Origin of the sequence: Synechococcus sp. WH 5701, from assembly GCF_000153045.1 — a bacterium.
GTDB classification, from domain to species: Bacteria; Cyanobacteriota; Cyanobacteriia; order PCC-6307; family Cyanobiaceae; genus Regnicoccus_A; species Regnicoccus_A antarcticus.
Genome location: NZ_CH724159.1, coordinates 349,082 through 360,841, shown reverse-complemented (window position 1 = coordinate 360,841; position 11,760 = coordinate 349,082). Strand labels below are relative to the sequence as shown.

10 protein-coding genes are annotated in these 11,760 nt (G+C 68.5%); 4 read left to right on the top strand and 6 right to left on the bottom strand.

Going from position 1 to position 11,760, the window contains the following annotated elements:
* From WH5701_RS02735 to WH5701_RS02725, 3 genes are read right to left on the bottom strand one after another with little or no spacing between them, the layout of a single operon-like run.
* Window positions 1–258 carry a hypothetical protein gene (locus WH5701_RS02735; RefSeq protein WP_232201769.1) on the bottom strand — a complete coding sequence of 86 codons (258 nt, stop codon included), beginning with the start codon at window positions 256–258 and terminating at the stop codon, window positions 1–3.
* 16 nt (window positions 259–274) lie between these two features.
* Window positions 275–1,240, bottom strand: coding sequence for a putative selenate ABC transporter substrate-binding protein (locus WH5701_RS02730; protein WP_050751367.1), 966 nt, complete (start codon window positions 1,238–1,240; stop codon window positions 275–277).
* A 6-nt stretch (window positions 1,241–1,246) separates the two neighbouring features.
* Entirely contained in the window at window positions 1,247–2,425 is a 1,179-nt protein-coding gene (locus WH5701_RS02725) for a pyridoxal phosphate-dependent aminotransferase (RefSeq protein ID WP_037979476.1), read from the bottom strand.
* Window positions 2,426–2,576: 151 nt separating this feature from the next.
* Here WH5701_RS02725 and WH5701_RS02720 point away from each other — a divergent pair, with 151 nt between their 5' ends.
* From WH5701_RS02720 to WH5701_RS02710, 3 genes are all read left to right on the top strand, one after another.
* The gene (locus WH5701_RS02720; protein ID WP_156776505.1) at window positions 2,577–3,284 is read left to right on the top strand and encodes a uracil-DNA glycosylase family protein; all 708 of its coding nucleotides are present in this window, start codon (window positions 2,577–2,579) and stop codon (window positions 3,282–3,284) included.
* A 40-nt stretch (window positions 3,285–3,324) separates the two neighbouring features.
* Window positions 3,325–4,569 carry a (E)-4-hydroxy-3-methylbut-2-enyl-diphosphate synthase gene (ispG, locus tag WH5701_RS02715; RefSeq protein ID WP_006170378.1) on the top strand — a complete coding sequence of 415 codons (1,245 nt, stop codon included), beginning with the start codon at window positions 3,325–3,327 and terminating at the stop codon, window positions 4,567–4,569.
* A gap of 101 nt (window positions 4,570–4,670) precedes the next feature.
* Window positions 4,671–6,017: a S41 family peptidase gene (locus WH5701_RS02710; protein ID WP_006170377.1), complete on the top strand. Its 1,347-nt coding sequence runs from the start codon at window positions 4,671–4,673 to the stop codon at window positions 6,015–6,017.
* Window positions 6,018–6,082: 65 nt separating this feature from the next.
* On the opposite strand, the gene WH5701_RS02705 is transcribed toward WH5701_RS02710, so the two are convergent.
* Together WH5701_RS02705 and mfd are read right to left on the bottom strand one after the other, a co-directional pair.
* On the bottom strand, window positions 6,083–6,262 hold the full coding sequence (locus WH5701_RS02705) for a hypothetical protein (protein ID WP_037980114.1): 180 nt from the start codon (window positions 6,260–6,262) through the stop codon (window positions 6,083–6,085).
* 138 nt (window positions 6,263–6,400) lie between these two features.
* Window positions 6,401–9,964 carry a transcription-repair coupling factor gene (gene mfd, locus WH5701_RS02700; protein ID WP_006170375.1) on the bottom strand — a complete coding sequence of 1,188 codons (3,564 nt, stop codon included), beginning with the start codon at window positions 9,962–9,964 and terminating at the stop codon, window positions 6,401–6,403.
* Window positions 9,965–10,104: 140 nt separating this feature from the next.
* On the opposite strand from mfd, the gene WH5701_RS02695 reads away from it, so the two are divergent.
* Window positions 10,105–10,974 (top strand): hypothetical protein, encoded by an 870-nt coding sequence (locus WH5701_RS02695; RefSeq protein WP_156776504.1) that lies wholly within the window; start codon window positions 10,105–10,107, stop codon window positions 10,972–10,974.
* Here the strand turns inward: WH5701_RS02695 and WH5701_RS02690 are convergent.
* Window positions 10,940–11,755 (bottom strand): hypothetical protein, encoded by an 816-nt coding sequence (locus WH5701_RS02690; protein WP_037979473.1) that lies wholly within the window; start codon window positions 11,753–11,755, stop codon window positions 10,940–10,942. The genes WH5701_RS02695 and WH5701_RS02690 overlap by 35 nt on opposite strands.
* Window positions 11,756–11,760: the final 5 nt, after the last annotated feature.

The following is an 11,760-nucleotide window of genomic DNA, read 5'->3' as shown; positions in this document are numbered from 1 at the left end:
TCAGGCGAGCAGCGCCTTGAGCGCCGCCTCCAGATCCACCCGCTGGGCCGGGTCCCCCACCAGGCTGAGGTCCCCGCTGCGGGGCCACCAGTTCAGGCGGATGTTGGTCTCCTCGTCGTCGAGAACGTACATCTCGAACGCCCCCTGGTGGACCCAGTGGCCGGGTTGCCCCAGCTGGGCCACGAGGGCCTGCAGCTCTTCCAGACTGCCGTTGAAGCGCATACCACCGCCCGGATCTGTCTTCCAGGCTAGGGGCATGGGCCTTGGCCGCGGCTCAGCGGATCTTGCCGATCTCGCGGCCCACCTTCTCGATGGCGCTGTACTGGCCCACCAGCGCTGGCACGAACTGCTGGGCCCCGAACAGCTCCAGGATCTGGGCCTGCTGCGGGTTACTGCGGCGCAGGCTCACGAAGGCTTTCTGCACCCTGCCGGTGAAGCCCTTGCCGAAACGCTGATCCAGGTTGGGCTGCGCGATCCAGTGGTAGTCGGGATAGCCGGGGGTGCGCCAGATCACACTCACCTTGCGGCGATCGGCCTTGCCGGAGCGCAGGCTGCTCTTCCACACCTGCTCGTTGACCGCACCGGCCTGGTAAGCACCGCTCTGGACCAGGGCGATGGTGGCGTCGTGGCTGCCACTGAAACCTGGGGCGCCCCCGGCAAAATCCTTGAGCTTCACCCCGGCCTGGCTGAGGTAGTACTGCGGCATCAGGCGCCCGGAGGTGGAACTCTCCGAACCGAAGGTGAAGCGCTTGCCCTTCAGTTCCGCCAGACCCTTGACGCCGAGCACGGGCTTCAGGCCCGCCGAGGTGTTGGCGATGAAGACGCTGTGGAAAGAGGCGTCGATGTCGCGCTGGGCGAGAACCCTGGCGCCGGGCTTCTGCAGACGGGCCTGCACGCCGGTGAGGCCACCGAACCAGACCAGATCCAGATCGCCGGTGCGGAAGGCGCTCACCGCGGCGGTGTAGTCGGTGACGGGAACGTATTTGACGGGCACCTTCAACTGGCGACTGAGCTCATTGGCCACCAGCCCGTAGAGGCGGTTGAGCTTCTCGGGGTTCTGATCGGGAATGGCGCTGATGCGCAGAACCTTCTGCTGGGCCTGGGCGCCGGCGAGCTGGGGTGCGGCCTGCTGCAGCTGGGGCGGCAGCGCCGCCGGCACCACGGCCAGGGCGAGGCCGGCCAGCAGAGCCACGCGAACACTGTCGCGCGGTAGGCGAGCGCGGAAGGCGAGGGGTTGCATGGGGGATCAGAGGGAGGAGATGAAGTGACCGAGCCGGGCCAGACCATCGCGCAGGGTGGCTGGGGAAGCGGCACAGGAGAGGCGGACGCAGCGGTCGTCACCGAAGGCGACACCCGGCACCAGGGCCAGGCCCACCTCGTTGAGCAGGCGGTTGCAGAACGTCATTGAATCGAGCCCATAGGCGCTCACATCGGGGAAGGCATAGAACGCCCCCTCCGGTGGCTGCAGGGTGAGCCCCGGCAGGGAGGCGAGTCCCTGATGCAGCAGGGCGCGTCGCTCACTGAACTGCCGGGCCATCTCCACAACGCAGTCGCGCGGGCCGCTCACCGCCGCCAGGGCACCGAACTGGGCGAAGGAGCAGACGTTGCTCGTGCTCTGGCTCTGCAGGGCGATCGCGGCGCTCACCACGGCGCTGGGGCCGGCCAGGAAGCCCAGCCGCCAGCCGGTCATGGCCCAGCCCTTGGCAAAGCCATTGACGATGAACACCCGATCGCTCAGATCGGGTGCCACCGCCGCGAAGCTGTGGTGCACATGGCCCGGGGCCAGCAGGAATTCATAGATCTCGTCGCAGACCACCGCCACGTGGGGATGACGGCGCAGCACCGCGGCGATGGCCTCCAGCTCCTGGCGGCTGAGCACCATCCCGGTGGGATTGGAGGGACTGTTGAGCACCAGCAGGCGGCTGGCCGGGGTGATCGCCGCCTCCAGCTGCTGAGGATCGAGGCGGAAGCCGTGCTCGGCGTCGCTGGGCAGCAGCCGCACCGAGGCCCCGGCCAGCTGCACCATCTCGGGGTAGCTGAGCCAGTAGGGGGCGGGAAGAAGCACCTCATCGCCCGGGCCCAGCAGCACCTGGAAGAGGTTGAACAGAGCCTGTTTGCCGCCGTTGGTGACCAGCACCTGCTCGGCCTTGGTGGGGACCCCGTTCTCCTCGCTGAGCTTGACGGCAATCGCCTCGCGCAGGGCCGGCTCACCGGCGGCCGGGCCATAGCGGGTGGCACCGGCCTCAAGGGCTTCGCTGGCTGCCTGTCGGATGAAGGCCGGGGTGTCGAAGTCGGGTTCGCCCGCGCTCAGGCTGCAGATGTCCTGGCCCTGGGCCCGCAACTGCTTGGCGCGGGCTGCGATGGCCAGGGTGAGTGAGGGGTGCAGGGCTTCGGCCCGGGCCGAGAGCTTCAACGGGCGGGGCATCAGCGGGGGCGCGGCCGACGGCCGCAGCGCGAAGCGGCCACGAAGGGCCGCGGCGCTTCAAAGATGAAGCGCCAGGGAGATCTTGCATCCTGCCTGACGCCCCTCCTGGGAAAGGTTCGAGCGGGCACCCTCGCGCCGGGCACCTGGACAGGTGCCCCCCGTTGCCGCCAGCGTGGAAGCTCAGCCACAGGGGAGAAGCAGTGTGGAGGGTGATCCCGGCACAGCGGGGCAGGCAACGGCGCTGCGGGAGGGGGCGCTGCAGCAACTCGCCGGAGGCTGCGCCGAGTGCCGCCGCTGCTCCCTGGCGGATGGCCGCCAGCAGGTGGTGGTGAGCCGGGGTGACCCCCACGCCGCCCTGATGGTGATCGGCGAGGGCCCTGGCGCTCAGGAAGACGCCAGCGGCTCCCCCTTCGTGGGCCGGGCTGGGCAGCTGCTCGATCGGATGCTTGCCAGCGTCGGCATCGACAGCAACCGCGACGCCTACATCTGCAATGTGGTGAAGTGCCGTCCGCCAGAGAACCGCAAGCCCACCCCCCAGGAGATGGCCGCCTGCCTGCCCTGGCTGCTGCAGCAGGTGGAGCTGGTGCAACCGCAGGTGGTGCTGCTGGCCGGCGCCACCGCGGTGGAAGGGGTGCTGGGGATCAAAGGCGGCATCACCCGCCTGCGGGGCCAGTGGCGGACGTGGCAGGGACGCTGGTGCCTGCCGATCTTTCACCCCTCCTATTTATTACGCAATCCCTCGCGGGAGCCGGAGACACCCAAGTGGCACACCTGGCAGGATCTCAAAGCGGTCAGGAGTCGCCTCGACCAGCTCAGGGCCGCCCCAGACCTCGCTCCGGATTCGTCAGGCGACCCCTGATCTGTGGCAGGGTTAGCCCACTTCCCGGCCCCCCCTGGCGATGACCGGCACCCTCGCCCGCCCCGACACCAGCCTTCCGGGCCTCCCCGCCGACTGGTCCAGCAACCCCCGCTACGACACCCTGATCCATCGCCGCAAGACCCGCAGCGTGCGGGTGGGCGACGTCTGGGTGGGCAGCGAGCATCCGGTGGTGGTGCAGTCGATGATCAACGAGGACACCCTCGACATCGAAGGCGCCACGGCTGGGATTCGCCGCCTGCATGAAGCCGGCTGCGAGATCGTGCGCCTCACCGTGCCCAGCCTGGCCCACGCCAAGGCGGTGGGGGAAATCCGCAAGCGCCTCGAAGACAGCTACCAGCCGGTGCCCCTGGTGGCCGATGTGCACCACAACGGCATGAAGATCGCCCTCGAGGTGGCCCAGCACGTCGACAAGGTGCGCATCAACCCGGGCCTCTACGTGTTCGACAAGCCCGATCCCAACCGCACCGAGTTCACGCCCGAGGAAGTGGAGGCCATCGGTGCACGCATCCAGGCCACCCTCGAACCCCTGGTGAGCCTGCTCAGGGAGCAGGACAAGGCCCTGCGCATCGGCGTGAACCACGGCTCGCTGGCCGAGCGGATGCTGTTCACCTATGGCGACACGCCTCTGGGGATGGTGGAGAGCGCCATGGAGTTCATCCACATCTGTGATCGCCTCGACTTCCATAACATCGTGGTGTCGATGAAGGCCTCGCGGGCGCCGGTGATGCTGGCCGCCTACCGGATGATGGCCGACCGCATGGATGCAGGCGGCTTCCATTACCCCCTGCACCTGGGGGTCACCGAAGCGGGCGATGGCGACTACGGCCGCATCAAGAGCACGGCCGGCATCGCCACCCTCCTGGCCGAAGGCCTCGGCGACACCATCCGGGTGTCGCTCACCGAGGCGCCCGAGAAGGAGATCCCTGTCTGCTACTCGATCCTGCAGGCCCTGGGCCTGAGGAAAACGATGGTGGAATACGTGGCCTGCCCCAGCTGCGGCCGCACCCTCTTCAATCTGGAGGAGGTGCTGCACGTGGTGCGCAACGCCACAGCCCACCTCACCGGCCTGGACATCGCCGTGATGGGCTGCATCGTCAACGGCCCCGGCGAGATGGCCGACGCCGACTACGGCTACGTGGGCAAGACCCCCGGCACCATCTCCCTCTACCGCGGCCGCGACGAGATCCGCCGGGTCCCCGAGGCCGAAGGCGTGCAGGCCCTGATCGCCCTGATCAAGGAGGACGGCCGCTGGGTCGATCCCTGACGGGTCACATCCTGACTTGCCTGTGACCGTCCCCGATCCCTCGCTCACCCCCACAGAGCGGGCTAGCTTGAGAGGACAGTCAAACGCCAGGGAATCAGCCAATGGGCAGGGGTCGCACCGGTATCGCCGTTCTCGCCGGACTGGGTGCCTGCGCCACCGCCGTGATCGTCGGCACCGACTGGCTGGGCTCCCCGAGCGCCGCCTCGCTGATCACCGACAGTCCCAAGGAGGTGATGGATCAGGCCTGGCAGATCGTCTTCCGCGACTACCTCGACACCACCGGCAAATACACCCCCGATCAGTGGCGCAAACTGCGCCGTGACCTGCTGGCCAAGAGCTACGGCAGCACCAAGGAAAGCTATGAGGCGATCCGGGGGATGCTCGGCACCCTCGATGATCCCTACACCCGCTTCATGGATCCGCGGGAATTCAAGGAGATGCAGATCGACACCTCCGGAGAACTCTCCGGGGTGGGCATCCAGCTGAGCCTCGACAAGGAGACCAAGGAGCTGGTGGTGGTCTCACCGATCGATGGCTCCCCCGCCTCTGAGGCGGGCGTCCAGCCCAAAGACGTGATCGTCTCGATCGACGGCAAGAGCACCAAGGGCATGACCACCGAGGATGCGGTCAAGCTGATCCGCGGCCAGGCCGGCACCAAGGTCACGCTGGAGCTGCGTCGCAACAGCAAAGTGGTCTCCGTGCCGCTCACCCGCGCCCGCATCGAGCTGCATGCCGTCGAGCACCAGATCAACACCGGCCCCGATGGCGTCAAGGTGGGTTACATCCGCCTGAAGCAGTTCAACGCCAACGCCGCCAAGGACATGCGCGCCGCCATCCGCGACCTTGAGCAGAAGGGCGTGCAGGGCTATGTGATCGACCTGCGCAGCAATCCCGGCGGCCTGCTGATGGCCAGTGTGGAGATAGCCCGCCAGTTGCTGGATGAGGGCATCATCGTCTCCACCCGCACCCGCGACGGCATCCAGGACGTGCGCCGCGCCAATGGCCGCGCCCTGACCAAATCACCGATCGTGGTGCTGGTGAATGAAGGCTCCGCCAGCGCCAGCGAGATCCTCTCCGGCGCCCTGCAGGACAACAAGCGCGCGGTGCTGGTGGGTCAGAAAACCTTCGGCAAGGGCCTCGTGCAGTCGGTCCGTGGTCTCTCCGATGGTTCCGGCATGACCGTGACCATCGCCAAGTACCTCACCCCCAGCGGCCGCGACATTCACAAGCACGGCATCGACCCGGATGTGTCGGTGAAATTGAGTGAAGCGGAGGCCTCCAAGCTCAAGCTCGAAGACCTGGGCACCTCAAAAGATGTGCAGTACAGGGCTGCCGAATCGACCCTGGTCAAGAAGCTGCGCGCAACCAGCGCCTCCCGCACCACCTTCAACCCCACAAGCGCCAACTTGCCGGCGGCCCTGGGCACATCTGCGACCCCCACCCCCTGAAGACGGGGATGGGGGTCTACGAAGCTGCACCGTGACCGGCAGCTTCGAGGTGACGTTGCCGTGCCTCAGGCCACGGGCTGCATCAGTCCGCCACCGGGGTTGGAGTCGTCGTCGTCGTTCTCCTGGTCGTTCTGGAACAAGGCGAAGAGGCCGAGGGCCAGCACGCTGATCACAGCCGAAGCGAGCGCGTAGCCGCTCTGGAGCTCAGCCGTGATGCCGCCGGTCCCGCCCACAAATTCACCCATGATCACGTTTCATTTCGCTGCACTGTAACGAACTTTTGCGGAGATGAGACAGAAGACAATCTGAAACCTTCCTGAAACAGCCCAGGAGGACCCCCGGGTCCTGCTGGGCGATCTGGATGCCCTCACAGCATCAACTCCTCACACCGACAACACCGCCGCATTCTTCGCGGCCGCCTGCTCCATCCTCTGGGCGTCGGTGAGGCCATCGGCTCCGGGGATCTGCTCGGCCATCGCCGCCAGCCACTCCTTGAGCATGTCGAGCTGGCGCTCGGCCGCCAGCACATTCAGCCCGCGGGCCAGCACTTTGGCCGTGCTGCCGCCGCCCCCCTGATACACCAGCCGGCCATGGAGGTGCTGGGGCAGACCTTGGCGCAGCAGGCGGAAGGCAGGCTCCTCCATCGGGGTTTCCAGCACGATGTTGGGCTTCTCCAACCGGATGCGTGAGAAGCCGCAGCGCCGCGCCAGCAACTTCAGCTCCATCAACTGCAGCAGGCTCGCCACCGGCGAGGGCAGGGCGCCGTAGCGGTCCACCCAGTCGGCGGCCAGCTGCACCAGTTCCTCGCGGGTGCGGCAGTCGGCGGCGGCGCGGTAGGCGGCCATCTTCTCGTCGCTCTCGGGAATCCAGTCGGCGGGGATGAAGGCGGTGATCGGCAGATCGATCTGGGTCTCCTCCACCACCGGGATGTCCTGGCCCTGGATCTCCGCCAGCGACTCCTGCAGCATCTCCATGTAGAGATCGAAGCCGATCGTCTCCATCTGGCCGCTCTGCTCCACCCCCAGCAGGTTGCCGACGCCGCGGATCTCCATGTCGCGCATGGCCAGCTGGTAGCCGGACCCCAGTTGGGCGAACTCCTGGATCGCCCGCAGTCGCTGGCGCGCCGCTTCACTCAGGGAGGCATCACCGGGATAAAACAGCCAGGCATGGGCCTGGACGCCGCTGCGGCCCACCCGACCACGCAACTGATAAAGCTGGGCGAGGCCGAACTTGTGGGCGTCCTCCACCAGGATCGTGTTCACCCGCGGAATATCTAGGCCTGATTCGATGATCGTTGTGCAGAGCATCACGTCGGCCTCGCCGGCGTTGAAGGCCACCATCGCGCTCTCCAGCTCTCCCTCGCCCATCTGGCCGTGGGCCACCAGCAGCTTCAGGCCCGGCAGCATCTCGCGCAGCTGGCCCGCCACCTCCTCGATCCCCTCCACCCGTGGCACCACATAGAACACCTGGCCGCCGCGGTCGAGCTCCTGGCGGATGGCGCTGCGCACCGCCTCCTCATCCAACGCCGCCAGGTGGGTCTTGATCGGCCGGCGCAGGGGCGGTGGGGTGGTGATCAGGCTCATCTCCCGCACCCCCGAGAGGCTCATGTAGAGCGTGCGCGGGATCGGCGTGGCCGAGAGGGTCAGCACATCCACGTCTTTACGCAGCGCCTTGATCTTCTCCTTCTGGTTCACCCCGAAGCGCTGCTCCTCATCCACCACCAGCAACCCCAGTTTTTCGAAACTGGTGCCCTTGCTCAGCAGCTGGTGGGTGCCCACCACCACGTCCACCGTTCCATCCCTGAGCCCATCGAGGATCGTCTTGCGCTCGGCGGTGGTGCGAAAACGGTTGAGCAGAGCCACCTTGAGCGGATAGGGAGCGAAGCGTTCGCTGAGGGTGCGCCAGTGCTGCTGAGCCAGCACCGTGGTGGGGGCCAGCAGGGCGCATTGCTTGCCGGCGGTCACCGCCTTGAACACCGCCCGGATCGCCACTTCGGTTTTGCCGAAGCCCACATCGCCGCAGACCAGCCGGTCCATCGGCTCGGGCTTCTCCATGTCGCGCTTCACCTCGGCGATCGCCTTCACCTGATCAGGCGTTGGTTCGTAGGGGAAGGAGTCCTCCAACTCGCCCTGCCAGGGGCCATCGGCCGGGAAGGGGAAGCCGGCCGCCTGCTGACGCTCCGCATAGAGCTTCACCAGGTCCATCGCCACCTTGCGCACCGCCTTGCGGGCGCGCTCCTTGGCCCGGGTCCAGGCCACACCGGCCATGCGGTTCAGCTCCGGCGGGCTGTCGGTGCTGGCGCGGAAACGCCCCAGGCTGCCCAGCTGGTCGGCCGCCACCCGCAGCAGCCCATCGGCGTACTGAACCACCAGGTAATCGCGCGATTCGCCGCTGATCGCCAGCTTCTCCAGCCTGAGGAAACGGCCGATGCCATGGTTGCGGTGCACCACGAAGTCGCCGGGGCGCATCTTGTTGGGGTCCACCGTGCGGCTGGCCGCCTTGCGGCGCCGGCGTACATAGCCCGAGGCCGCCAGGCTGTGCTGGCCGAAGAACTCCCGGTCGGTGAGCAGCACCAGCCGCCAGGCCGGGAGCTGCAGCCCCTCCAGCTCAGCGGTGCCGCGCAGCTTCAGGGCCACCGGTGTGGCCTGCTCGATCAGACGCTCGATCGCCGGAAAATCGTGGGGGTTGGGCACGAAGCGGGCGGGGCAGTCGTGCTCCTCCAGCAGCGCCACCGCGCGGCTGGGCTGGGCCGACACCAGCCACACCCGCGCCTTCTCCTGCTGATAACCCTTCACCAGCGCCGCCAGACGACCGAAGGCATTGGGATGAGCCGGCACCGGACGGCTGGAGAGATCGAAGGCGTTGGGGTGCCGGTCGCTCTCGTGCAGCTCGGCCAGGTCGAAACCGGCGAAGCGATCGGCCTCCGCCAGGGCTGCCGCCACCGGCCGATGCAACGACGGCGGCAGGGTGTCAGCTGGCAACGGAGCGCTCACCTCGGCGTGGTGGTCGCTGGCGTGGTCGAACCACTGCTGGCCGTGGGCCAGCCCCTGGCGTCGCTCATCAACCGCGATCAGGGTGGCGCCGGGCAGGTAGTCGAGCAGGGAAGCCGGCTGCTCCCAGGCCAGACCCATCAGGCGCCGCATCCCCTCGGGCGTGCCCCCCTCCAGCAACTGCTCGAGAGCTTCTGAGGCCAGCAGCTCGGTGAGCGCCTCCGGCATCGACTCACGCAGGGCATCGGCGATCAGCGGCCCGTAGCCCGTGGGGGTGAGGCGCACCGCCTCGATCGCATCGAGGGAGCGCTGGGTGGCGGGATCGAACTCCCGCAGCTTCTCTAGGTCTTCACCGAAGAACTCCAGCCGCACCGGCAGCTCGGCGCTCACCGGGAACACATCGACGATGTCGCCGCGGCGGCTCCAGCTGCCCTCCTGCTCAATCGTCGGCACCCGCTCGTAGCCGAGGCGGGTGAGGGTGTCGGCCAGCTCCTCGAGATCGACGCTGCTGCCCTTGCGCAGGCTGAGGCAACGGGCGGCCAGGGCGGCGGGTGGCGGCAGATGGGGCTGCAGGGCCCGCTCAGTGGCCACGATCGCTCCGGCCCAGGAACGGCCCGAGCCATCGATCAGCTCACCGAGCACCTGCAACTGGCCCCAGGTGATCTCGCTGGTGGGATCGAAGGGTTCGTAGGGGGAGCCCTCGCTGGTGGGGTAGAGCTGAGCCGTGGGCCAGCCCATCAGCTCCAGCAGGGCGGCCCAGCGGCCCGCCTCCTCCAGCGTGGGCACGATCACCACCAGGGGCCTGCCGCCGCGACGGGCCAGGGCACTGGTGATCAGGGCACGGGCTGCCCGTCCGGCCCCGCTGAGCCGCAGCCGCTCGGGCCGACCGCTGCGCTCCAGCACCTCCCCGGTGAGGGGCACCTGCTCGAGCTGGCGCACCAGGGCGGTGAGGGGCATCGGAGGGCAGCCGGGCACGGGCTTCGATCTTCGCAAGCAGCGGCATCGGCCGCGGCCCGCCGCCAGGGGGCCTCCCACGCGCTATGAACAAACTCCCGAGGCCTTCAGCGCCTGCCTCGGTCCGCGCGCCTGGCGCCGTCATGAGCAAAGCCCGTCGCCCCTCGCGCCGATCCAGCCCACCCCGACGCTCCCGAGGCCCCAGGACCCGCTCAGCGGCCGGGGGCCTCACCTCCCTGCTGATGGGCCTGGCCCTCAGTGCCGCTGGTGGTCTGGCCGCCCTGGCGCTGCTCTTCCCCCAGCCGCGCCGCAGCGACACCCTCCTGGCCCTGCAGGACCTCACCATCCAGCTGCAGGAGGTGGTGCTCGCCAGCCGTCCGGAGCCACCGCGGCCCGGCGATCGGGTGCTCACCAGCGCCGGTCTGCCTGGGCTTCTGGCCCAGCTCGACACGGCTGATCAGAGCTGGCTGCCACGGGCTGAACCCCTTGGCAACGGACGCATCCGCTATCTCTACAAACGGCGCCTGGAAGACCCGCCCCTGAGCATCGCCCAGATCGAGGAGCTGCGCCGCAATCCACCCAGCCACCAGCTGGAACGTGACGCCATCGCCAGCCTGCTGACCTTGCTGGAGCGGGCGGGGGTGCAGGTGGTGATCGGACCGCCCCGCAAAGCCCGGGCCGCCGGGGAATGGGAACCGGCAGCCCGCACCCTGCGCATCCGCCCCGATGTGATCGAGAAGGGAAGCGTTGAGTTCGCGCGGGTGCTCAACCACGAAGCGATTCACGTGGCCCAGAGCTGCCGCCACGGCGGCCTGGGGGCCCGGCCCAAGCTGCTCGGGCTCTCGATCGTGCTGGATCCGATCAGCCGGCGCCATCTGGAGGATCCCGTCTATGCCAGGGCCAGCCCCACCGAGATCCGCCTGGAGCAGGAGGCCTACGCCAACCAGAACCAGCTCAGCCTGGGGCCGGCCCTGCTGGTCAAGGAGTGCCGTGCTCCGGGCTGGACGCGGTAAGGGCCTCCAGCTGTTGCGCCAGGAGGTCGTTGAAGCGCAGCAGGTCGTCGTCGCTGAGCTGCTGGCGGCTGGCCAGATTGAATTCCCGCTCCAAGAGGGCGCGCCCCTGGGCCGCTCCCCAGCCCAGGCTCGCCAGCAGCCCATCTGAGCTGCGCAGGAGGTCCGAGCGGCGCAGGGGCAGGGCGGCCTGGGCCGGATCCACCCCAGGCTCAAGCTGGCGCAGAGCGGCGAGGTAGGCGAGCAGGTCGGCGTAGCGGATCAGGCGGCTGCGGCTTGGGTGACCGAAGGCCCTCTGCAGATAGATCGATTCCTGCTCACGCTCCCAGCCCAGCTGCCTCAGCAGCCGCTCCAGCTCGGCCAGTTCCTCGCTCCAGTCGTCGGGATCGGCCAACGGTTCGGCTTCCGCGACGGCCGGGCGGTCGGGGCCCCCTGTGGGTTCCAGGGCCGGCGCGGGCGCGGGCGCTGATGGGGTTGGTGCTGGTGTTGGTGTTGGCGTTGGTGTTGGGGCTGGACCGGGAGATGGAGATGGAGATGGTCTGACTTCTGACTGCGCTGGCGGCGTTGTTGCCCCCACCCCCTGCTGGGGAACAACGATCGGCGCTGACAGCGGGGCCTGTTCCTGCAGCCGCTGCAGCAGCCGCTGCAGCGCCCTGTCTTCGGCAGCCTCGGCGCTGGGGGCCTCCCCGAGGGCGCTGCCCAAGCAGCGGCCTTCCTCCCAGGCACTCACCTCCACCACCCGCTGACCGGAGTCGGCATGGGCCAGTCGCGCCCGAAGCTGCATCGCGG

Coding starts and splice junctions, on each gene's coding strand:
- WH5701_RS02735 (WP_232201769.1), bottom strand. CDS start 258: ATGCCCCTAGCCTGGAAGACAGATCCGGGCGGTGGTATGCGCTTCAAC.
- mfd (WP_006170375.1), bottom strand. CDS start 9,964: ATGCCCCTCACCGCCCTGGTGCGCCAGCTCGAGCAGGTGCCCCTCACC.
- WH5701_RS02690 (WP_037979473.1), bottom strand. CDS start 11,755: ATGCAGCTTCGGGCGCGACTGGCCCATGCCGACTCCGGTCAGCGGGTG.
- WH5701_RS02710 (WP_006170377.1), top strand. CDS start 4,671: ATGGGCAGGGGTCGCACCGGTATCGCCGTTCTCGCCGGACTGGGTGCC.
- WH5701_RS02725 (WP_037979476.1), bottom strand. CDS start 2,425: ATGCCCCGCCCGTTGAAGCTCTCGGCCCGGGCCGAAGCCCTGCACCCC.
- WH5701_RS02695 (WP_156776504.1), top strand. CDS start 10,105: ATGAGCAAAGCCCGTCGCCCCTCGCGCCGATCCAGCCCACCCCGACGC.
- WH5701_RS02730 (WP_050751367.1), bottom strand. CDS start 1,240: ATGCAACCCCTCGCCTTCCGCGCTCGCCTACCGCGCGACAGTGTTCGC.
- ispG (WP_006170378.1), top strand. CDS start 3,325: ATGACCGGCACCCTCGCCCGCCCCGACACCAGCCTTCCGGGCCTCCCC.
- WH5701_RS02705 (WP_037980114.1), bottom strand. CDS start 6,262: ATGGGTGAATTTGTGGGCGGGACCGGCGGCATCACGGCTGAGCTCCAG.